This window comes from Agromyces albus (genome assembly GCF_030815405.1).
Lineage (GTDB): Bacteria > Actinomycetota > Actinomycetes > Actinomycetales > Microbacteriaceae > Agromyces > Agromyces albus_A.
Genome location: NZ_JAUSWX010000001.1, coordinates 3,440,300 through 3,461,371, shown reverse-complemented (window position 1 = coordinate 3,461,371; position 21,072 = coordinate 3,440,300). Strand labels below are relative to the sequence as shown.

The window sequence follows — 21,072 nt, the reverse complement described above, 5'->3', positions numbered from 1 at the left end:
CGTCGACCCCCACGTCGTCTACCGCCGTGTCGCCTCCGCCGGGCGGCATGCGGATGTTCCTGCACGTGCTCGCGAACACGATGATCGCGAACGTCACGACGAGCTTCCTCTGGTTCGCGCTCACGTTCTGGGTGTACCTCGAGACCCGCTCGGTGCTCGCGACCGGCATCATCGGCGGTGCGTACATGCTCCTCATCGCCGTGTTCTCGATCCTCTTCGGCACGATCGTCGACCGCCACCGCAAGCACCGGGTCATGGTGCTCTCGAGCGTCATCACCCTCGGCTCGTTCATCGTGGCCGGGCTCCTGTACCTGGCGCATCCCGAATCCACGCTCGTCGATCTCCGCGGGCCGTGGTTCTGGCTGTTCTCCGGCATCATCCTCTTCGGCTCGGTCGTCGAGAACATGCGCAACATCGCGCTGTCGACCACAGTCACCCTGCTCGTGCCCGAGGAGCGGCACGCGAACGCGAACGGCATGGTCGGCACGGTTCAGGGGCTCGCGTTCATCGTCACGAGCGTGTTCAGCGGGCTCGCCATCGGCTTCGTCGGCATGGGCTGGACCCTCGCGATCGCAATCGCGGCGACCCTCGTCGCGCTCGTGCACCTGTTCTTCGTTCGCATTCCCGAGGACCACCCGGTCGCCGATGGCGAGCGGCCGCCGCCGATCGACCTGAAGGGCAGCATCTCCGCGATCCGGGCCGCGCCCGGACTGTTCGCCCTCATCCTGTTCTCGACCTTCAACAACTTCATCGGCGGTGTCTACATCGCACTGATGGACCCGTACGGCCTGACGCTCTTCCCGGTGGAGGCGTGGGGTGTCGTGCTCGGCGTCACCGCGACGGGGTTCATCATCGGTGGACTCGTGATCGCGAAATGGGGGCTGGGTCGCAACCCGATCCGCACGATGCTGCTCGTCGTCGTCATCATGGGGCTGCTCGGTGCGCTGTTCACCATCCGTGAGTGGTGGCTGCTGTACGCGCTCGGCATCTGGCTCTACATGACGCTGATCCCGGTGGTCGAGGCGGCCGAGCAGACCGTCATCCAGAAGGTCGTGCCGTTCCGTCGCCAGGGCCGCGTCTTCGGCTTCGCGCAGGCGTTCGAGGCGGCGGCCGCGCCGATCACGGCGTTCCTCATCGCCCCCATCGCCCAGTTCTGGATCATCCCCTACATGGACTCCGCCGACGGGCGAGCGACCTGGGGATGGCTGCTCGGCGAGGGTGACGCCCGCGGCATCGCGCTCGTGTTCTTCTTCTCCGGGCTCATCATGGTCGCGATGGCCCTCATCGCGTTCGGCACGCGCTCCTACCGCCTGCTGTCGGCGGAGTACCAGGGCGCTGAGCCCGAGGAGCCGGAGGGCGAGACGCATGTCGAGGGCGAGGCCGGGGAGCCGGAGGGCGAGCCCGAGGCATCCGACCCCGCGTCGACTCAGCGCACGACGTAGCGGAGGCTGACGACGCCGCCCGGCCTCGCCTCGACGTGGTCGAGCTCGAGCCGGCGGTCGCCGACGTCGGCCGGGATGAACGAGCGGCCGTCGCCGAGGAGCACCGGCACGATGCGCAGGTGCAGCTCGTCGACGAGTCCTGCGCGAAGCAGCGCGTCGGCGAGGGTGAGGCTTCCCCACACGATGACGGCCTTGAAGCGCTCCTTCAGTGCGGCGGCGGCCTCGGCGCCGTCGCCGCGGAGGATCTCGATTCGTCCGTCGCCCCACGGCGCTTCCGTCAGCGTGTTCGAGACCACGAACTTCGGCAGCCGGTTGATGAGCTCTGCGACCTGCTCGACCTTCGGGTCGACCGCCGGCCAGTAGTCGGCGAACATGCGGTAGGTCGTGGCGCCGAAGAGGATCGCGTCGGCCTGCGAGACGTAGTCGAGCTGCTCGGCGTCGTTGAGGTCGACCTCGCCGTTCTCGCCGGGCCGCACGAGCGCCTCGAAGAACTCGATGCCACCCTCGAGGTCGGACGCGTAGCCGTCGGCGGTGACGACCTGCTCGACGATGAGGCGTCCCATCAGCCTTGCCTTCCTTCGTCGAGCCGCTCGACGAGCACGTCGAACGCCTCGCTCCAGCCGTCGTAGACGTTCTCGTCGCCGGGCACGCCCGCGATGCCGTCGAGGTGGAAGGTCATCTCCGTTCGGTCGCCGAGCTCGGCGAGGGTCACCGTGATGAGCGGTGCGACGTCGTCGGCATCGCCGGGCGACCCCCACGTGAAGACGAGTCGCTCGGGCTCGACGACCTCGCGGTAGACGCCCGCGGTTGGGTACTCGGTGCCGTCGGGTGCGATCATCGTGTACCGGTAGCGGCCTCCGGGGCGCACGTCGATCTCGACCGATTCGCGTGGAGTGGTGACCCCTCGAGGGTGCCACCACGTGGCGGCCTCGTCGGGATCGGTCCACGCCCGCCAGATGGCCGCGCGGGGTGCGTCGAAGACCCGCGTGATGGTGAACTGCTGCTCGCTCGTGGCGGTCTGTTCAGGCATCCGTCTTCCCTTTCAGTTCGCGGAGTCGCTCATCGAGCAGGTCGAAGCGCTCGGCCCACTCGCCGCGGTGGCGATCGACCCAGGCGGATGCCTCGTCGAGCGGTTCGGTGCGAAGGGTGCACGTGCGCCACTGTGCCGAGGCGGTGCGCTCGATGAGGCCTGCCCGCTCGAGCACCTTGAGGTGCTGCGAGATCGCGGGGCGGCTCATCGCGAAGGGCTCGGCGAGTGCGCCGACGGTCATCGAGCCGTCGCGGAGGCGCGAGAGGATCTCGCGTCGCGTCGGATCGGCGAGCGCCTGGAACACCCGGCTGAGCTCGTCGGGCGAATCGGCCAAGGTAAGCAACTCCTTATGTAAGGATTTCCTTAAACGTAACGCGGGATGCCGGCTCCGTCAACCCTCGGCGCACAATGGGTGCATGAGCTCCGAGCTGCGAAACTCCGACGTGCGAAACCTCACCGCGACCCTCGACGCGTTCACCGAGCACTGGGCTCCGCGCCGGCTCGTGACCGTGAACGACTACGACGTGAAGGTCTTCAAGGCGCAGGGCGAGTTCACCTGGCACTCGCATCCCGACACCGACGAGCTCTTCCTCGTGATCTCTGGCCGCCTCACCATCCAGCTCCGCGACGGCGACGTCGAGCTCGGACCGAACGACGTGTACGTCGTGCCGCGGGGCGTCGAGCACTGCCCGCGCGCCGACGGCGAGGTCTCGGCGCTGCTCATCGAGCCGCAGGGCACCGTCAACACGGGCGACTCTCCGAGCGAGCGCACCGCCCCCCTGCAGGACATCGGCCTCGACTGAATCGCGACGGCCCGAGATCGCCTCGCCCGCCGAACGCAGGGGAATCCGTGTCATAGGTGCTGAATAGGGGGTCATGGCGCTGAATCCCCTGCATTTCGGCAGGAGGCGCTTTGTCAGCCGCGCCACCAGACCGCCGAGCACGCGCCGAAGGAGAGCAGGTTGGTGATCACATTGATGAGCCCGTAGGCGAGGTACGGCGAGAGCGGCCCGTCGCCGCCGCGCGAGAGCTCGGGCAGGTAGTCCTGTACGGCCGAGTAGAAGATGAGGTTCCAGACCCAGAGCGCCGACCCCCACCACGGCGCGCCCTCGCCGAAGCCGGTGGCGCGATAGAGCACGACCCTCCCGGCCGTGCCGGCGGCGAGCACGAGCGCGACCACGAGATCGCGGCGGAGCCCCAGGCGATCCGGGCGGGGGCGCACCCATTCGACCCCGTCGATGACGGGCGATGCCGCGATTTCGGACATGATCCAACGGTATCGGCGGGTGTCACCCGAGCGGATCCGTCGCGCGGCGGAGACCCGGCCGCGGCGCGCGCGTGACGCACGCCGCGCCTCTTGGCGTGACGCGTCGAGTCGAGCAAGATGAATCCATGAGCCGTCGGGGGAGCACATGAGCCAATCCGCCGCGCCCGCCGCGCCCAACCCGGCCGCCCGCCGCGTGCAGTCGATCTACTTCACGCTCCTGGTCGGCAACACGCTCGCGGCATCCTTCATCTGGGGAATCAACACGCTGTTCCTCCTCGATGCGGGCCTCACGAATCTCGAGGCCTTCGCCGCCAACGCGTTCTTCACCGTCGGCATGGTGCTCTTCGAGGTGCCGACGGGCGTGGTCGCCGACACTTGGGGCCGGCGCGTGTCGTACCTGCTCGGCACCGTGACTCTGTCCGTGACGACCTTCCTCTACTACCTGATGTGGGTCGTGTCGGCGCCGTTCTGGGCCTGGGCGGTCGTCTCGGTGCTGCTCGGGCTCGGCTTCACGTTCTTCTCGGGGGCGGTCGAGGCGTGGCTCGTCGACGCGCTGCACGCCACGGGCTACCGTGGCAGCCTCGAGAAGGTGTTCGGCCGCGGCCAGGCGGCATCCGGCGCGGCGATGCTCGGCGGCTCGGTGCTGGGCGGAGTGCTCGCGCAGGTGACCGACCTCGGCGTGCCGTTCCTCGTGCGCGCGGGCATTCTCATCGTGATGTTCATCGTCGCCGCCGTCGTCATGAGAGACCTCGGCTTCACGCCAGCCGGGCGGGCCAACCCGCTGCGGGCGACGCGCGAGGTGTTCCAGGCATCCGTCAGGCACGGGCTCGGCAACCCGCCGGTGCGCTACGTGATGCTCGCGTCGTGCTTCAGCGCTGGCGTCGGCATCTACGTGTTCTATGCGCTGCAGCCGTACCTGCTCGAGCTCTGGGGAGACGAGGGCGCCTACTCCATCGCCGGTCTCGCCGCCGCGATCGTCGCCGGCGCACAGATCGCGGGCGGATGGCTCGCGCCGAGCGTGCGCCGCCTGTTCCGCAAGCGCACGACGACGATCATCATCGCCACCATCTCGAGCGCGTTGATCCTCGTGGTGTTGGGCCTGAACCGCAGCTTCTGGGTCGCGATCGTGCTGCTTGCGCTGTGGGGCCTCGTGTTCGCCGCGGCCGGACCGGTGCGGCAGGCCTACCTGAACGACATGATCCCATCGAGCCATCGGGCGACGGTGCTCTCGTTCGACTCGCTCCTCGGCAGCGCGGGCGGCGTCGTGATCCAGCCGGTGCTCGGGCGCTCGGCCGACGTCTACGGCTACCCGGGATCACTCCTGATCGGCGGGCTCATCGACCTCATCGCGGTGCCGTTCCTGATCGCGAGCCGGCGGCAGGGATCGGCGTCGGATGTCTCGACCGGCGTCGCGTCGGAGCCCGAATCCGATGCCGCGCCCGATGCCGCCCCCGATGCCGCCCCAGGGGCGCCGCCGGCGTCATCCGCCTGACCGTCGCCGTTCACGTCCGCGTCACCGTCAAGCCCCCCGTTCGCGGGTCAACCGTGTAACATGACCGGACACGCCGAACGGCCGAGGGGCCGACCGGTGCAGGCGAACTTGGGGGTGCGCGGTGCGAAAGGTCATGCTGGCGAGCGTCACCGCGATGGCCCTGCTCATCGGCGCGGTGTTCGTGGGGGTCGCTGCAGCCACGACTGGCGCGCCGATCCGTGAAGACGCCCGCTACGTGCAGCCGGCTCCCGTGGCGACCGACCGATTCGGCGTCGTCGAGGGCCCTGACGGCGAGGTCGCTCCCGACGCGGCTGCGCCCGTCGACGAGGCGGACACCGACGACGCTGCACCGCCGAGCCCCGAGCCGACGCCGGCTCCGGCTCCGGCTCCTGAGCCGACTCCGACGCCGACTCCGGAGCCCACCCCGACCCCGACCCCGACGCCCACGCCCGCGCCGACTCCGACGCCCGATCTCGACGGCACTCCCGATCCCGACGCCGCCCCAGAGGCGACTCCGTCCGAGGCCGAGCAGGAGGCGTGGCTCGCGTTTCAGCGGCTCGTGCGCGACTGCATGGCCGGTGCCGGCCAGGGCTACGTCATGTGGGAATGGTGGAACACCGATCATTCGACCGGCACCCACCCCGGCATGCCGACCGGCCTCACCGAGGCGCAGGCCGCAGCGTGGGAGCTCGCGCTCGACGGCAACACCGGAACGGGCGACGACTACCGCTGGGAAGACGCCGGCTGCTGGGGCTACGCCGTGCACGCTTCGGCCGGCGCGAGCTGAGCCGCCGCGACGAGCGTCCCGGGTCAGGCGGTGAGTTCCGTCACGGTTCCGTTGAGCGTCGCGGCATCCGCTCGCCAGAGGTCGACGACGGAGGTCGCGAGCCGGTCTTCGAGCCCCGCGAGCGCGCGCACGCGGAACGTGACCGCCGCGGCCGTCGCGCCGCCCCCCTCCCCGGCCGCCGTGAAACCGTGCGCGAGCGATCGCATCCACGACTCGCTCGCGGCCTTGACGGCGGCGTAGTTCGCCCCGCCCGCGGTGGGAGCGGCGACCGTCGTCGAGGAGACGATCGCGATGCGACCGGCATGGGAGGCGAGCAGGTCGTCCCAGAATGCCCGGCTCACGTGCCGCAGCGCGGTGAACGAGCGCTCGAGGAATCGGTAGTCCTCGTCGCTCTGGCCCGGGATGCCGCCGCCACCGCGCCATCCGCCGACGAGGTGGATGATCCCGTCGATGTCGCCCACCCTGGCGTGCACGCGCATCGCGAGCTCGAGCACGTCGTCGACGTCGGTGAGATCGGCGTGCTCACCGATGGCGCCGGGCAGCTCGTCTTCGAGGGCGCCGAGGCGGTCCTCATCGCTGCCGATCGCGATGACTCGCGCGCCCGCGTCGAGCAGCGCGCGAACGACGATGCGGCCGGACGCGCCGGTCGCTCCGGTGACGAGCACCGTGCGACCGGTCACGCCCACCTCAGCCATCGGCCCGCGATCCCGTGATGCCGACGGTCGACTCGATGACCGGCTTCATCTTCTTGTCGAGCGCCTCGTAGAACATCGAGAGCGGGAACTCGTCGTCCATCACGAGGTCGGTGTAGCCCTTTGGCGGGCCGGCGAGCACCTCGCGGGGCAGGCCGGCGGCCCACACCGACGCCGGATTCGGCGTCAGCACGCTGCGCACGAGTTCGTACGCTGCGAGCCAGTGCGCCGTCTTCGGGCGGTCGATCGACTTCCAGTACAGCTCGTCGATCGCGTCACCGAGCGCCACGACGGCGTCGGGCACGGCGTCCCAGTCGAAGCTCAGCGAGACATCCGTCCACTCGAGCACGCCCTTCTGGTGCAGCCACGCGAAGAGCAGCTGCCCGCCGAGCCCGTCGTAGTTGCGCACGCGCGAGCCCGTGATCGCGAACCGGAAGATCCGGTCGAAGATCACGGCGTACTGCACGAGGGTCGCGTGCTCGAGCATCTCGCCCTCGAGCGCGCTGAGCGTCTCGCCCCCGGCGACGCGGGCGCGCAGGGCCCGCGTGATCTTCACCGACTCTCGGAACGCGGTGAGGTCGCACCGCAGCTCCTCGAGCGAGTAGAGGAAGAACGGCATGCGCTGCTTGATCATGAACGGGTCGAACGGCAGGTCGCCGCGCATGTGCGTGCGGTCGTGGATGATGTCCCACATCACGAACGTGCGCTCGGCGAGCTCCTGGTCGTCGAGCAGGCGCGCAGCGTCGTCGGGAACGTCGAGCTTCGTGATCTCGGATGCCGCGCGCACGACGGTACGGTACCGCGCGGCCTCGCGATCCTGGAAGATCGCCCCCCACGTGAACGCGGGAATCTCGCGCATCGCGACGGTCTCGGGGAAGAGCACCGCCGAGTTGGTGTCGTATCCAGGCGTGAAGTCCACGAAGCGAAGGCTCACGAAGAGCTTGTTCGAGTAGTCGCCCGCCTCGAGCGCGGCGATGAACTCGGGCCAGATCGTCTCGACCACGAGTGCCTCGACGTGCCGGTCGGTCGACCCGTTCTGCGTGTACATGGGGAAGACCACGAGATGACGGATGCCGTCGATGCGATGCCGCTGCGGCTGGAACTCCTGGAGCGAGTCGAGGAAGTCGGGCACGCCGAGACCCCCGGCCTGCCAGCGCCGGAAGTCCTGCACGGATGCCGCGACGTACGCCGCCTGGTGCGGGAATCGCGGTGCGAGCGCCTGGATCGACTCGACGATGGCGTCGACGAGGTCGGATGCCGCGGGCCGGTCGCCCTCGTCGGGAACCGAGCCGTCTTTCACCTGCAGCGCCTGCAGCGCGGTCGCCGACTCCTTGAGGCGGAGCCATGCCGGGTCGTGCTCGACGCCCTCGGCGAGGGCGAGCTGCGTGGCCGTGATCTCGTCTTCGAGAACCTCGGGTTCGCCGATGATGGCGTCGACACTGGTGGTGCTCGACATGTGAACCTCCGTTCCCGGTTGCGTGCCCGCGCGTGCGGCGCGATGCGGGGTGATGCGGCCGATCGGCCCTGCATCAAGGCTAGGTGCAAGCTTCCCGCGATGTGTTGCGGCCCGGTGCAGCCTTCTTGCGCGCACGCAGGATTTCGCGGCGGACTTCGCCGCTCCGCGCAACGCCCGCGCCGCGCGAGGGCTCTCAGGGTGGGGAGGCTCTGTTCGGAGTGGTCGCGCGGCGTCGACACTGAGGAAGTCTCAGGAAAATTCCGAGGTCGAGGGCCGGGGCTCCCCGGATTCCGCGCGCCCGCGTCGCGCATACCTTCAGGGCATCCCACTCGAAAGGAATGGAACCATGAACACAAGGAAAGCGGCACCGGTGCTCGTCATCGGGTCGCTCGCAGTACTCCTGAGCGGTTGCGCTGGAGCAGCCGTGGAGAGCCAGGTGAACGACAACCTGAAGCCGCTGGCCAACGCCGCGGCCATGGGTCTCGCACGTGGCCACGTCATCGACAAGGACGCCTTCTCGTCGCAGCCGTTCAGCGCCGAGGCGATCCGTGAGTTGAAGGGCAGCGCACCGACCACGGTCGAGCAGCCGTTCAGCGCCGAGGCGATCCGTGAGTTGAAGGGCAGCGCACCGACCACGGTCGAGCAGCCGTTCAGTGACGCAGCGAAGCGCGAGCTGAAGGGAAACGCACCGGTCGCCGAGAGTGCAGCAGACACGCAGGGCAGGCGTCTCAGCGCGTACGCGGAGGCATACGCAGCTGCCAGCGTGACCGCTGCAGAGATGCAGGGCGCGCGCCTCAGCGAGTACGCCGAGGCATGGAGCGATGCAGCGAAGCGCGAGCTGAAGGGCAGCGCACCGGTGCCCGTCGACGACTACCTGTCGCCACTCGGAGGCCCACGCTGACCGGCGATCGGGAATCTCCCGCTGACGGGCGCGGTGTGTCGATGATGACACCGCGCCCGTCCATGTGCGCGAGTGGCTGTCGTGTCGCCGATCGAGGTGATTCGCGGCCGAGTCTCACAGGGGCACGTTGAACCTGATGAGCGCCCCTCGTTCGACGAGCGCGGCGGCGTCGGCGGCCGACGGAAGCTCGACCGTGGTCACGGCGGTGTTCGCGAGACCGGGGAAGCGCCTCCGGTACTCGTCGAGCGGCAGCCCGAGCACGCAGCACAGCACGAGCCGGATGAGCGTCGAGTGCGCCACCACGAGCACCGTGCCGTCGGCACCGGCGACCCGCGTGAGCCCGGCGACGGCGTCGAGCCCGCGCGCGACCGCCGCCGCGCCGGGTTCGCCACCCGGAAGCGGCGATGAGGCCGGTGCGGCGACGAACGCGGCGAGCTGCTCGGGGAAGAGCTCGGTCATCTCGGCGCGCGTGAGGCCCTCGCCGGAACCGAAGTCGACCTCGCGCAGCCGGGCATCGATCACGAGGTCGACGCCGAGCAGCTTCGCGGCCGCGTCGCCCGTCTCGACCGCTCGCGAGAGGTCGGAGGTCGCCACCACGTCGATGCCGGCTTCCGCGGCCCACCGGGCGAGCGCGGCCCCCTGCTCCCGGCCGAGAGGGGTGAGGGGCACGTCGCTCGAACCCGCGTAGCGGTTCTCCGCGTGCCAGGTCGTCTCGCCGTGGCGTGCGAGGTGAACGGTCGTCATCGGATGCTCCGTTCCCGTGCGGATGCCGCGAGCTCCGCGCCGATCCAGCCGCGCGCGTCGAGCTCGTCGACGAACCGGTTGTACGCGGGCATCAGGCGCTCGTGTCGATCCGCGGCGGCGGGCACGATGCGCGGCGGCCGGAGCATCCGTTCCGCTGCTGCTGCAAGCGGGTCGTCGGAGGTCGCGCCTGCGCTTGCACGAGTGCTTGCGTCTGAAGCGGCGGTGGCGCCCGCGGCGGCGAGCACGGCCATCCCGGCCGCGCCCTCGCCGTGCTCGGGCAGGTGCACGGGCCGGCCGAGCACATCGGCACGGAGCTGCGTCCACACGGGATTGCGCGCGCCCCCGCCCGTGACGAGCACGGGTCCGTTCACGTCGTAACCCGTCGCGGCGAGGAGATCGAAGGCGAGGCGCTCGACGAACGCGACCCCGTGCAGGATCGCCGCGAACAGCGAGGCGTCATCACCGTCGCCCGGCAGGAAGGCCTCGGCGTGAGACGAGACGAACGGGAATCGCTCGCCGCTCCCGACGAGCGGGTAGGCAACGGGCGGCGGAGCACCGGCGTCGAAGGCCCCCGTCAGCGCGTTGAGGTCGCGGCCCGGCAGCCACGCCGAGATCGCTCCCGCGCCCGTGCTCGAGGCGCCGCCCGGGTACCAGCCGGAGCCGAACGGCGCGCGGTGCGAGTACACGGCACCGCTCGGGTCGACGCGGCGCTCGAGCGCCACGCCCTTCAGCACGAGGGTCGTCCCGAGCACGGAGTTCCAGGCGCCCGGCGCGAGTGCTCCGGCGGCGATCTGGGCGGCGCAGCCGTCGGTCATGCCGGCCACGATCGCGCAGCCGGCGGGCAGGCCCGTCTCGCGCGAGGCGGCGTCGCTCACCTCGCCGACCAGCGCGCCTGAGGGCGCGAGCTGCGGCATCCGCTCGACGTCGAGGCCGAGCTCCTCGAACACCGAGATCGGCCAGGAGACCGTATCGAGGTCGGCACCCGATTTCAGGGCCGAGCTCAGGTCGCTCGGCATCGGGTGCCCCGCGAGCCGGCTCGTGATCACGTCGGGCTGGTGGGCGATCGCGCTGCCCCGCGGCAGCGCGCCCTCCTCGAGCATGGCCAGGAGCTTGGGCAGCGCCCACGACGCCTGCATGCGGTAGCCGAGTCGGGTCCAGACGGCGGACCCCGCGGCCGCCACCCGGTCGAGGTGCGGCGCGCCCCGGCGGTCGTCGTACATGACGGCCGGTCCGGTCGCGCGGCCGGAAGCGGCGTCGACCGGGACCACGGTGCCCGAGGTTCCCGAGACGGCGACCGCTCGCACTTCCACCCCGGTCGGCAGCTGCGAGGTCACGTCGCCGAGCACCGACACGATGGCCGACCACCACTGCTCGGCGTCCTGCTCGTGCCGGCCGCCGTGCCGCGAACTGCGCAGCGGCGACGACGCCGAGGCGAGGCTGCGGCCCTCGTCGTCAAGGGCGATCGCACGCACGCTCTGCGTGCCGAGATCGACGCCAACCCAGGCCGGCTCGCTCAACGGCGCGGCTCCGCGGCCCAGGCGGTCCACCGCTCAGCGAGTGCAGCGCGGGTGGCGAGGAAGTCGTCGTGGCGCTCGTCGAAGAACGCGCGGCGTGAGGCATCCGGTTCGAAGATCCCGCTCGTCGCGACGAGCGCGTCCGCTGCGTCGGCGAGCGAGGAGTAGCGACCCGAGGCCACGAGCGCGGCGAGCAGCGCGCCCTTCGCGCCCACCTGGGTGCCGTCGACGCGCCGCGTTGGCACGCCCGTGATGTCGGCGATGCTCCGGCACCAGAGGTCGCTCGCTGAGCCTCCGCCCGAGAGCACGAGCTCCGACGGCGATGCGCCGGATGCCGCGAGGCAGTCGCGGATGACGTGCGCGAGCCCTTCCACCGTGGCTCGCGCGAGGTCGGCCCGGGTGTGCTCGAACGACATGCCCGCGATGACGCCGCGTGCGGCCGGGTCGAGGAAGGGCGCCCGCTCGCCGGCCGGAGAGAAGTACGGCCAGACGCGCACCCCGGATGCCCCGGGCTCCGCTTCGCCCGCGAGGGTGGTGAGCTCGGCGGCGTCGGCGAGGCCGAGGAGCGCGCGCATCCACTCGATGACGCCCGTGCCCGCGAGCGTCGGGAACGCCCGTACGACGGCATCAGCGCGACCGTCGAGGAGGGTGAGCCCCGAGGGTTCGCCGGTGGTGTCGGGGGCGTCGAGGAGGATGCCCGTGCAGAGCGTCGTGCCGAGGATGCAGAACGCCGAGCCCGGTGCGACCGAGCCGCCGCCGAAGGCCGTCGACACGACGTCGTAGGCGGCAAGGGTCACGGGGATGCCTGCGGGGAGGCCGAGTCGCTCGGCGATCTCGGGCAGGAGCGGCTGGGTGAGTTCGTCGTCGTGCAGCACCGCGGGCACGAGCGATCGCACGTCGGTGAGTCCATAGAGTTCGAGGAGGTCGTCGGAGATCGTTCCCGTGGCGATGTCGAGCCACGGCGCGGATGCCTCCGACGCGTGCAGCCCGTGCGTTCCCGTGAGCGAACCGAAGATCCAGCTGCCGCACGTCGTGACCTCGGCGACGCCGTCGAGCGCCGACGGGTCGTTCGCACGGGTCCACGCGAGGATCGCGTGCGGCAGGCCGAGGTTGCCGAGGGAGCCGTTGGTGCGGAACGCCGCCTCGAGCACGCCGTCGCGAGTCCATCGATCGATGACGTCGTGCGCGCGCGCGTCGTTCCACAGCACGGCGTTCCCGACCGGGAGGCCCGCGGTATCGAGCATCCAGGCGCCGTCGCCCTGGGCGGTGAGGGCGAGCGCGTCGATCGGCAGGGGCGACTGGCGTGCGGCCTCCTCGACGCACTCGAGCACCGCGCCGAGCACTTCGTGCATGTCCTGCTCGGACCAGCCCGGACGCGGGGAGCGGATCGCGGTGGTGCGCCGCGTGACGACGAGCTCCCGGCCGGCATCGTCGAAGACGACGGCCTTGATGAGCGTCGTGCCGGCGTCGACGCACAGGGTGGCGGCGGTGGGGGTCGTGCCCGTAGTGGCGGTCGTCATCGCGCGACTCCTGGCCGCAGCCGCTCGAGCACCGCGGGATTGGCGAGGTGCTCTGGAGTGCGGCCGGCGACGAAGTCGGCGACGTCGCCCGCGACGATGTCGGCCGCGCGCATCGCCGTCTGGCGGGTGGCACCCGCGAGGTGCGGCGACACGACGACGTTCGGGGCGCTGAAGAGCGGCCAGTCGGCGGGGGGCGGCTCGACGTCGTACACGTCGAGGGCGAGCCCGCCGAGGCGCCCGGAGCGCAGCAGCTCGGGGAGCGGGGCGTAGTCGAGAAGGCCTCCGCGGGCCGAGTTCACGAGCACGGCGCCCTCGGGCATCAGGTCGAGTGCGCGCCGATCGATGAGGTGCCGGGTCTCGCTCGTGAGCCGGGCGTGCAGGCTCACGACCGAGCTGCGCCGGAGGAGGTCGTCGAGCTCCACGGTCGCCACGCCGTCGGACACGAGCGCCGCCGGATCTGCGTAGGGATCGAATGCGAGCACGTGAGCGCCGAACGCGCGGAGGATCCGGGCGACGATACGACCGATCGCGCCGTACCCCACGAGTCCCACGGTGGCGCCGCCGAGCTCGCCCCCGACGTTCTCCCACGCGTAGTGGTCGCCGCGCCAGTCGCCCTGCTTCAGCGCGGCATCCGTCATCGGGATGCCGCGCATGGCCGCGAGGATGAGGCCGATCGTGAACTCGGCCGCCGCCTGGGCGTTGCGTCCGGGGGCGAAGGTCACGAGCACCCCTGCTGCCGTCGCGGCCTCGAGGTCGACGTTGACAGGGCCGCCGCGGCACACGCCGATGAAGCGGAGTGCCGGACTGGCGGCGAACACCTCTTCGGTGAACGGCGCCATCTGCGTCACGGCGATGTCGACGCCGTCGAGTGCGGCGATCGTCTCGTCGACGGTGCCGCTCGCCTCGTGCACGCTCGCGACGTCGCCGAAGGGCTCGTGCGGCCACGGCAGGGTGAGCTCGGTGTACCGCGGCGATTCGGTCTCGGGCAGCTCGCGGTCGAGCGCGGCCCTGAACAGTCCAGGGGTGACGAAGTGGTCGCCCGCGATCAAGATGTGCGTCATTGCGCGCCTTCCTGCAGTGCAGCAGACCGTGCATGGTGCATCGGTCGAATCGTGCCGAGCGTAACACGCAGGATGTTATTTTTACCAGTCGTGGTGGGGGCGGTGGTGATGAAGGGTCACCGGATGACCCCGCGTGAGGGGATCGCCGCAACGTGCACGGTGGCGTGGTCGCCGATGCGCTCGACCATGGCGGGGTCGACATCGTCGGTGAGGATCACGTCCGTGAACTCCGCGATCGGCACGAAGCGGTGGAGGGAGGTGTGCCCGACCTTCGAGCCGTCCATCATGAGCACGCGGCGCCGGCCGGTCTGCAGCATCACGCGCTTCATGCTCACGACGTCCTGCTCCTGGTGGTAGGTCATGCGCTCGTCCATCGTCGACGTCGACTGGAACGCGACGTCGACCGCGTAGGCCTCGAGGTTCGTCTGGTCGGGCGGGCCGATGAACGAATCGTGAGTGCGCGAGTAGGCCCCGCCGATCATGATGAGGTGCACGTCGGGCGCTTCACGGAGCTCCTCGAGCACCTGCCGGTAGTTGGAGACGACCGTGAGCGGAGCCTTGTCCTTCAGCAGTCCGGCGAGCGCGAGCACCGTCGTGGAGTCGTCGAGCATGATGGCCATGCCCGGTTCGACGAACGACTGGGCGACCTGGGCGAGCGCAGCCTTCTCCTCGGCCCGGCGGTGCATGCGGAACTCCGAACTCGACTCGAACACGCTCGTCGGGAGCGCCGAGACGCCGCCGTGGAACTTCCGCACGAGCTGGCGGGCCGCGAGGTCTTCGAGATCGCGGTGCACGGTCATCAGGCTGCGTCCCGTGAGCTCGGCGAGCTCCGCCGCGGTGGCGGAGCCGGCGGTGAGCACGTGATCGAGGATCATCCGTTGCCGTGCGCTGCGCGAGGACGGGCCGTTGCTGTTCGAACTCATGGGTCCTCCTTCGAGCCTGCCGAACTTTACCAAGCCGATCGAGAGAACGACCAGCACCGGGTATCGACGAAAACCCGATCTACCAAACAAGTTGACAGTTATAACGCGCGGTTTGGTAGAGTTCCCGGCAACGGCCCAGTGAATGCGTCGCGACACCACAGGGCCGCCCTTGCACCGGACATCCTCCCCGCCCCGGGGACCCACCGAGGAGATTCAATGAAGAAATCCCAAAAGCGACTCGCAGCAGTACTCGGGTCCATCACGCTCGTCACGGCGCTCGCAGCATGTGCGGCCGACACCACCGGCTCCGGCGGCACCGGCGACGGTGCGGCATCCGGCAAGATCGCCTTCCTCATGCCCGACCTCGCGTCGACCAGGTACGAGCAGCAGGACAGCCCGCTCTTCACGGCGAAGATGGAGGAGCTCTGCCCCGACTGCGAGATCATCTACCAGAACGCCGACTCCGACCCCGCGAAGCAGCAGCAGCAGGCGGACTCGGCGATCGCGCAGGGCGTGAAGGTCATCGTGCTCGACGCGGTCGACACGAAGGCCGCGGCATCCATCGTCGTGAACGCCCAGTCTCAGAACATCCCGGTCATCACGTACGACCGCCCCATCGTCGACACCCCCGCCGACTACTACGTGTCATTCGACAACGAGGGCATCGGCGAGCTCATCAGCACCTCGCTCGTCGAAGGCCTCGCGGCGGCCGGCGCGAGCGGAGGGGTGCTCATCGTCAACGGCTCGTCGACCGACGACGCCGCCCAGCTCATCAAGAAGGGCATCCACACGGGCGTCGACTCGAGCGACTTCGAGGTACTCGCCGAGTTCGACACCCCCGGTTGGGAGCCGCAGAAGGCACAGGACTGGGTCTCGGGCCAGATCACGCAGTTCGGCCCGCAGATCGTCGGGGTCGTGGCGGCGAACGACGGAACGGGCGGCGGATCCATCGCGGCCTTCAAGGCGGCCGGCGTCACGCCGACGCCACCCGTCACGGGCAACGACGCCGAGATCGCCGCGATCCAGCGCATCATCGCCGGCGACCAGTACAACACCATCTCGAAGCCGATCCGCATCGTCGCCGAGGCGGCGGCCGAAGTCGCCTACGCCTTCCTCACGGGCAACCCGCCCGAGGGCGAGACGACGCTCTTCGACACCCCCTCCCAGTTGTTCACGCCCGAGGTCGTGACGCAGGAGAACGTCAAGGAGATCATCTTCGACGGCGAGATCTACACCGTCGACGAGGTATGCACCGCCGAGTACGCTGCCGCGTGCGAGGCGCTCGGCATCGCCTGATACATCGGATGCCGCCCGCGCACGTCGCGGGCGGCATCCGGGCGGATTCACCCACCCGACTCACACCCCACCGCATCGCACCGACGAAGAGGTCACCCCGTGAACGCAAGCACCGCAACCGACACCGCGGCCGCGCCGGACGGCGCCAGCCCGAACATCCATACCGTGCTCTCGATGCGGGGGATCTCGAAGAGCTTCGGAGCCGTGGCCGCCCTCACCGACATCGACCTCGACGTCGATTCGAGCGAGGTCGTCGCGATCGTCGGCGACAACGGCGCCGGCAAGTCCACCCTCGTCAAGGTGCTCTCGGGCGTGCACGCGCCCGACTCGGGCACGATCGACTTCGGCGGTGAGCGGGTGACCCTGCCGACCCCGATGGCTGCGCTCGAGCGCGGCATCGCCACGGTGTTCCAGGACCTCGCCCTCTGCGACAACCTCGACGTCGTGCAGAACCTCTTCCTCGGCCGCGAGCGGCGCCCGTTGCGGCTCGACGAGGTGGGCATGGAGGTGCGCGCCTGGGAGCTGCTGCGGCAGCTCTCGGCGAAGATCCCGTCGGTGCGAATCCCGATCGCCTCGCTCTCGGGCGGCCAGCGCCAGACCGTCGCGATCGCTCGCTCGCTCCTCGGCGACCCGAAGCTCATCATCCTCGACGAGCCCACTGCAGCGCTCGGCGTCGCGCAGACGGCCGAGGTGCTGAACCTCATCGAGCGGCTGCGCGAACGCGGGCATGCCGTCATCCTCATCAGCCACAACATGGAGGACGTGAAGGCCGTCGCCGATCGCGTCGTCGTGTTGCGACTTGGCCGCAACAACGGCGAGTTCCGGGTCGGCGACGTCTCGACCGAGGAGATCATCTCCGCCATCACCGGCGCAACCGACAACGCCGTCACGCGCCGACGCTCCCGGGGCGACGCGGCATCCCCGACCACCGACGCCATCACCACCGAGGACGCGGAACGATGACCACCACAACCACCCCCAGCCCGACCCCCACCGACCTCCAGGACGAGCGGCTCCGTGCCGACACGGGCGTGGGCGGCGCCATCCGTGCGGGCATCGACCGCATCCGGGGTGGCGATCTCGGGTTCCTGCCCGTCATCGCCGGGCTCGCGATCATCTGGACCATCTTCCAGGTGCTGAACCCGTACTTCCTCTCCAGCGGCAATCTCACGAACCTCCTCATGGAGTCGGCCCCGGTCGGCGTCATCGCACTCGGGATCGTCTTCGTGCTGCTCGTCGGCGAGATCGACCTCTCGGTGGGATCCGTGAGCGGCCTCGCCGCCGCCATCATGGCGATCAACTTCATCGACAACCGCTGGCCCCTGCCGCTCGCCATCGCGGCAGCCGTCGGCATCGCGGTCGTGATCGGGTTCGCCTACGGCTTCATCTACAACCGGATCGGCGTGCCCTCGTTCGTCATCACGCTCGCCGGGCTCCTCGGGTTCCTCGGACTGCAGCTGTTCGTGCTCGGCCCGAAGGGCACGATCAACCTGCCGTTCGACTCGCCCCTCGTCTACTTCGGCCAGCTCGCCTTCGTGCCCCAATGGCTCGCCTACGCGTTCATCGCGCTCGCCGCCGCGGCGGTGCTCATCGGCGGGATACTCCGCGCCCGCATCCGCCGAAACGCCGGCCTCTCGGCGCCCGCGCTGAGCCTGATCCTCATCCGCGCCGGCCTGCTCGCCGTGCTGCTCGCCTTCGCGGTCTGGTACCTCTACCAGGCGCGGGGGGTCGGCTGGATGGTCGTCTTCTTCGTCGCGCTCGTGCTGTTCGCGAACTACGCCCTCACCCGCACGAGCTGGGGCCGCTCGCTCTTCGCGGTCGGCGGCAACCGGGAGGCGGCGCGGCGCTCCGGCATCCGTATCACCGCGATCTATACGTCGGCGTTCATCGCGTGCACGACCCTTGCCGCGGTCGGCGGCCTGCTCGCGGCCGGGCGACTCGCATCGGCCGCGCAATCGAGCGGCGGCGGCGACGTCAACCTCAACGCGATCGCTGCGGCTGTGATCGGCGGCACGAGCCTGTTCGGCGGGCGCGGATCGGCGTTCGCGGCGCTGCTCGGCATCCTCGTCATCCAGTCGATCTCGAGCGGCTTGACCCTGCTCAACCTCGACTCGTCGATCCGCTACATGGTGACCGGCGCCGTCGTGCTCATCGCGGTCGCGCTCGATGCGGTCGCCCGTCGCTCCCGCAGTTCGCACGGTCGCGCTTGACCGGGCGGCCGGCGCTGACGGCACAGCGCCGGCACATGGGCACCGCTTTCCATTGACAGCGGCACGCGAGCGCTGCCAGTATGCGTTCGGCAGTTCGCCGATCTCAAACACAGCAAGGAACCCTCATGACTACTCCCGCGCCCGCTCCCGTCCCCGCTCAGTCGGCGCCCGCCGAGAAGTGGAATGTCCTCTCGATCGTCGCCTTCGTGCTGTCGCTCGTCGGCTTCAACGTCATCGCGATCGTGCTCGGCTTCATCGGCCTCAACCAGGTGAAGAAGACCGGTGAGCGCGGCCGCGGCCTCGCCCTCGCTGCGATCATCATCGGCTTCGTGTCGCTCGTCTTCATCATCATCTGGGTGATCGCGGGCATCGCGCTCGTCGCGGCGAACCCGGAGCTCACGACCTACTAGGCCCTCGGCTCCCGAGGTTCCAGGGAGGTTCCACCGAGGTTTCACGCACACGGAGTCCCCGATCGGCCAGGCCGGACGGGGACTCCGTTGGCGTCTCCGGCGCTGGCCGGCGTCCGACGACGAGGGCCCCGCTTCCATGTGCGCAGGCATTCATGCTGTCGCCGGCCGCCACGCCGCGCCATGATGTGGAGCATGGAATCCTCGGTGGCGAAGCCCGACCGCACCCTCATCGTCATCCTCGGCGTGATCGGCGTGCTGGTGATCGTGGCGCTGATCGTCGTGTTCGCGAGCGGTGAGCCCGAACCCCTCGACGAGTCCACGCCCGAGGGCGTCGTGCAGCGCTACTCGGCCGCGGTGATCGAGGGCGATGAGGCGGTCGCCATGGAGTACCTGGTTCCCGAGCTCGCCGACTCCTGCGAGCGCACGGCGATCGGCCCCGTCGACGGCATGCGGGTGACCCTCGTCTCCACCACGGAACGCGACGACTCGGCCGACGTGAACGTGCTCATGGTCACGTCGTACGACGGCGGCCTGTTCGGATCGTCGGAGTACGAGGAGGAGGCCGTGTTCGACCTCGTCGCGGCCGACGGAGGCTGGCTCATCGAGTCGGCCCCGTGGTCGCTCTCGGTCTGCGCTCCGAAGGTGGTGCAGTGATGACCGCCACGACACTCCCCGCCGGACCAGGCCCCGGCCCCGGCCCGGGCCCGAGCCCGGTCACGGGTTCGGCGCAACGTACCGTGCGGCGCCTCATCGTCTACACGCTCCTCTTCGTACTGGTCACGATCGCCGCCGTCGGCCTGAGCGGCCTCCTCGCGCGGCTGCTCGAGACCGGCACTCCGCTCACCGCCGGCGGCAATGCGGGCCTTGCGCTGTCGCTCGCCTTCATGCTCATCGGAGGGCCGCTCGCGGCGCTGCTCTGGTGGGTGGTGTGGCGCCGGCTCACGGATGACTCGGAGCGGTCGTCGCTGGCATGGGGCCTCTACCTCGCCCTCATGTACCCGGTGTCGCTCGTCGTGGCGACCTCGGCGCTCGTGGGCACGTTGTCGTCGCTCGTGGGCGACGGGTGGCGTCCGGGGGACTTCTCCATCGGCGTGGTGTGGGCTCTCGTGTGGGCCTGGCACCGATGGATGTGGCGGCATCCGGCCAGGGGCCCGATCAGGCTGGGCACGGTGCCCGTCGTCACCGCCTCGGTGTACGGCCTCATCATCGGCATCGGTGGCGGCGTGACCGCACTCGGTTCGCTCTTCGACACGGCGATTCGGCGAGCCTCCGAGCAGGTGTTCGCCGGCACCACGTGGTGGCAGGCGCCGCTCGAGTCGCTCATCTGGGCCGTGGCCGGCGCGGCGATCTGGTCGTGGCACTGGTTCCGCGACGATGCCAGGCGACTCGACGCCGGCCTCGCCCGAGTGGCGCTCGTCGTCATCGGCGTGCTGTGGGCCGGCTTCGTGATGCTCGCCGGACTCGGCACCGTGCTCTTCGTGCTGCTGCGGCTCGCTTTCGACCCGAGTGACCCGGCGAGCGAGATCCTCCGCCCACTGGGAACGGCGCTCGCCGCGGCATCCGTCGGCGCTCTCGTGTGGGTCTACCACCGCGGCATCGTGGCCGGGCACTCGGCGGGCACGCGTCGTGCCGGCGCGCTCGTCATGTCGGGTCTCGGCCTCGTGGCGGCCGCGTCGGGAATCGGCGTCATCATCAACGCGACGCTCGCCGCGCTCGTCAGCCCCCTCGCGGCATCCGACACCCGCTCGCTCCTCCTCGGCGGCATCAGCGCGCTCGTCATCGGCGGACCGGTCTGGTGGCTCAACTGGAAGCCCGCCCGGCGAGTCGAAGCAGCGGAGGTCGGCTCCACCGGTCGCCGCGTGTACCTCATCGCCGTGTTCGGCATCAGCGCCATCGTGGCGCTCATCACCGTGCTCGTGGTCGGCTACCTGCTGTTCGAGTTCGGGCTCGATCCCACGACGACGGCCAGCCTCGTCGACGAGGTGCGCGCGCCGTTCGGCCTCCTCGTCGCGACCGGGCTCGTGTTCGGCTACCACTTCGCGCTCTGGCGGCGCGACCGCTCGGTGATCGCCGCCGAGGGCCTGGCGCCTGCGCGACGGATCGGGCGGGTCATCCTCGTGACCTCCGGCGACGCCGTCGCACTCGAGCAGGCGATAGCGGATGCCACAGGCGCGTCGGTCGCCGTCTGGCGCTCGCTCGACGAACCGGGTTCTGGTCCGGATGCCGCAGCGCTCGCCGGCGCGCTCGAGGGCGTGACCGGCAAGCGCGTGCTCGTGCTTGCCGGCCCCGGGAGTCGCGTCGAGGTCGTGCGCCTCGCGGACTGAGTC

Annotated in this window: 22 protein-coding genes; 11 read left to right on the top strand and 11 right to left on the bottom strand. The window is 70.2% G+C overall.

Features of this window, described 5'->3' with window-relative positions; translation table 11 throughout:
- Positions 1 to 47: 47 nt before the first annotated feature.
- Complete coding sequence (locus QFZ29_RS16420) at positions 48 to 1,442, top strand: MFS transporter (protein WP_306896776.1); 1,395 nt, start codon at positions 48 to 50, stop codon at positions 1,440 to 1,442.
- On the opposite strand, the gene QFZ29_RS16415 is transcribed toward QFZ29_RS16420, so the two are convergent.
- The 3 genes from QFZ29_RS16415 to QFZ29_RS16405 are packed head-to-tail and all read right to left on the bottom strand — an operon-like array spanning position 1,427 to position 2,806.
- Positions 1,427 to 2,005, bottom strand: coding sequence for a dihydrofolate reductase family protein (locus QFZ29_RS16415; RefSeq protein WP_306895111.1), 579 nt, complete (start codon positions 2,003 to 2,005; stop codon positions 1,427 to 1,429). The two genes, QFZ29_RS16420 and QFZ29_RS16415, sit on opposite strands and share 16 nt — an antisense overlap.
- Complete coding sequence (locus tag QFZ29_RS16410; protein ID WP_306895109.1) at positions 2,005 to 2,472, bottom strand: SRPBCC family protein; 468 nt, start codon at positions 2,470 to 2,472, stop codon at positions 2,005 to 2,007. Before QFZ29_RS16410 ends, QFZ29_RS16415 begins: the two co-directional genes overlap by 1 nt.
- The gene (locus tag QFZ29_RS16405; RefSeq protein WP_306895107.1) at positions 2,465 to 2,806 is read right to left on the bottom strand and encodes an ArsR/SmtB family transcription factor; all 342 of its coding nucleotides are present in this window, start codon (positions 2,804 to 2,806) and stop codon (positions 2,465 to 2,467) included. The genes QFZ29_RS16410 and QFZ29_RS16405 overlap by 8 nt, the downstream gene beginning before the upstream one ends.
- Before the next feature lie 82 nt (positions 2,807 to 2,888).
- On the opposite strand from QFZ29_RS16405, the gene QFZ29_RS16400 reads away from it, so the two are divergent.
- Positions 2,889 to 3,275, top strand: a complete 387-nt coding sequence (locus QFZ29_RS16400) for a cupin domain-containing protein (protein ID WP_306895106.1) — start codon at positions 2,889 to 2,891, stop codon at positions 3,273 to 3,275.
- A 113-nt stretch (positions 3,276 to 3,388) separates the two neighbouring features.
- On the opposite strand, the gene QFZ29_RS16395 is transcribed toward QFZ29_RS16400, so the two are convergent.
- Positions 3,389 to 3,739, bottom strand: coding sequence for a hypothetical protein (locus QFZ29_RS16395; protein WP_306895105.1), 351 nt, complete (start codon positions 3,737 to 3,739; stop codon positions 3,389 to 3,391).
- A gap of 145 nt (positions 3,740 to 3,884) precedes the next feature.
- Between QFZ29_RS16395 and QFZ29_RS16390 the strand changes: the two genes are divergently transcribed.
- Together QFZ29_RS16390 and QFZ29_RS16385 are read left to right on the top strand one after the other, a co-directional pair.
- Entirely contained in the window at positions 3,885 to 5,231 is a 1,347-nt protein-coding gene (locus tag QFZ29_RS16390) for an MFS transporter (protein ID WP_306895104.1), read from the top strand.
- A 121-nt stretch (positions 5,232 to 5,352) separates the two neighbouring features.
- A complete protein-coding gene (locus tag QFZ29_RS16385) occupies positions 5,353 to 6,018 on the top strand; it encodes a hypothetical protein (protein WP_306895102.1) in 666 nt (221 codons plus the stop codon).
- 23 nt (positions 6,019 to 6,041) lie between these two features.
- On the opposite strand, the gene QFZ29_RS16380 is transcribed toward QFZ29_RS16385, so the two are convergent.
- Together QFZ29_RS16380 and QFZ29_RS16375 are read right to left on the bottom strand one after the other, a co-directional pair.
- Positions 6,042 to 6,713 carry an SDR family NAD(P)-dependent oxidoreductase gene (locus tag QFZ29_RS16380; RefSeq protein WP_306895101.1) on the bottom strand — a complete coding sequence of 224 codons (672 nt, stop codon included), beginning with the start codon at positions 6,711 to 6,713 and terminating at the stop codon, positions 6,042 to 6,044.
- A complete protein-coding gene (locus QFZ29_RS16375) occupies positions 6,706 to 8,166 on the bottom strand; it encodes a DUF6421 family protein (RefSeq protein ID WP_306895099.1) in 1,461 nt (486 codons plus the stop codon). The genes QFZ29_RS16380 and QFZ29_RS16375 overlap by 8 nt, the downstream gene beginning before the upstream one ends.
- Before the next feature lie 346 nt (positions 8,167 to 8,512).
- Here QFZ29_RS16375 and QFZ29_RS16370 point away from each other — a divergent pair, with 346 nt between their 5' ends.
- Positions 8,513 to 9,067 (top strand): hypothetical protein, encoded by a 555-nt coding sequence (locus tag QFZ29_RS16370; protein WP_306895097.1) that lies wholly within the window; start codon positions 8,513 to 8,515, stop codon positions 9,065 to 9,067.
- A gap of 114 nt (positions 9,068 to 9,181) precedes the next feature.
- Here QFZ29_RS16370 and QFZ29_RS16365 read toward each other — a convergent pair whose 3' ends face one another.
- The 5 genes from QFZ29_RS16365 to QFZ29_RS16345 all read right to left on the bottom strand — a co-directional run bounded on the left by QFZ29_RS16365 (position 9,182) and on the right by QFZ29_RS16345 (position 14,829).
- Positions 9,182 to 9,811 (bottom strand): histidine phosphatase family protein, encoded by a 630-nt coding sequence (locus QFZ29_RS16365; protein WP_306895096.1) that lies wholly within the window; start codon positions 9,809 to 9,811, stop codon positions 9,182 to 9,184.
- Positions 9,808 to 11,328, bottom strand: a complete 1,521-nt coding sequence (locus tag QFZ29_RS16360; protein WP_306895095.1) for an FGGY-family carbohydrate kinase — start codon at positions 11,326 to 11,328, stop codon at positions 9,808 to 9,810. Before QFZ29_RS16360 ends, QFZ29_RS16365 begins: the two co-directional genes overlap by 4 nt.
- A complete protein-coding gene (locus QFZ29_RS16355) occupies positions 11,325 to 12,845 on the bottom strand; it encodes an FGGY family carbohydrate kinase (protein ID WP_306895094.1) in 1,521 nt (506 codons plus the stop codon). Before QFZ29_RS16355 ends, QFZ29_RS16360 begins: the two co-directional genes overlap by 4 nt.
- Positions 12,842 to 13,906, bottom strand: coding sequence for a 2-hydroxyacid dehydrogenase (locus QFZ29_RS16350; protein ID WP_306895093.1), 1,065 nt, complete (start codon positions 13,904 to 13,906; stop codon positions 12,842 to 12,844). Before QFZ29_RS16350 ends, QFZ29_RS16355 begins: the two co-directional genes overlap by 4 nt.
- A 116-nt stretch (positions 13,907 to 14,022) precedes the next feature.
- Positions 14,023 to 14,829, bottom strand: coding sequence for a DeoR/GlpR family DNA-binding transcription regulator (locus QFZ29_RS16345; RefSeq protein WP_306895091.1), 807 nt, complete (start codon positions 14,827 to 14,829; stop codon positions 14,023 to 14,025).
- 216 nt (positions 14,830 to 15,045) lie between these two features.
- Between QFZ29_RS16345 and QFZ29_RS16340 the strand changes: the two genes are divergently transcribed.
- From QFZ29_RS16340 to QFZ29_RS16315, 6 genes are all read left to right on the top strand, one after another.
- Positions 15,046 to 16,125, top strand: coding sequence for a substrate-binding domain-containing protein (locus QFZ29_RS16340; protein ID WP_306895090.1), 1,080 nt, complete (start codon positions 15,046 to 15,048; stop codon positions 16,123 to 16,125).
- A gap of 174 nt (positions 16,126 to 16,299) precedes the next feature.
- Positions 16,300 to 17,088, top strand: coding sequence for an ATP-binding cassette domain-containing protein (locus QFZ29_RS16335; RefSeq protein WP_306896774.1), 789 nt, complete (start codon positions 16,300 to 16,302; stop codon positions 17,086 to 17,088).
- Positions 17,085 to 18,335: a sugar ABC transporter permease gene (locus QFZ29_RS16330; RefSeq protein ID WP_306895089.1), complete on the top strand. Its 1,251-nt coding sequence runs from the start codon at positions 17,085 to 17,087 to the stop codon at positions 18,333 to 18,335. The genes QFZ29_RS16335 and QFZ29_RS16330 overlap by 4 nt, the downstream gene beginning before the upstream one ends.
- Positions 18,336 to 18,460: 125 nt before the next feature.
- Positions 18,461 to 18,745, top strand: coding sequence for a DUF4190 domain-containing protein (locus QFZ29_RS16325; RefSeq protein ID WP_306895088.1), 285 nt, complete (start codon positions 18,461 to 18,463; stop codon positions 18,743 to 18,745).
- A gap of 192 nt (positions 18,746 to 18,937) precedes the next feature.
- Positions 18,938 to 19,399 (top strand): hypothetical protein, encoded by a 462-nt coding sequence (locus tag QFZ29_RS16320; RefSeq protein WP_306895087.1) that lies wholly within the window; start codon positions 18,938 to 18,940, stop codon positions 19,397 to 19,399.
- Positions 19,399 to 21,069, top strand: a complete 1,671-nt coding sequence (locus QFZ29_RS16315) for a DUF5671 domain-containing protein (protein WP_306895086.1) — start codon at positions 19,399 to 19,401, stop codon at positions 21,067 to 21,069. Before QFZ29_RS16320 ends, QFZ29_RS16315 begins: the two co-directional genes overlap by 1 nt.
- Positions 21,070 to 21,072 lie beyond the last annotated feature (3 nt).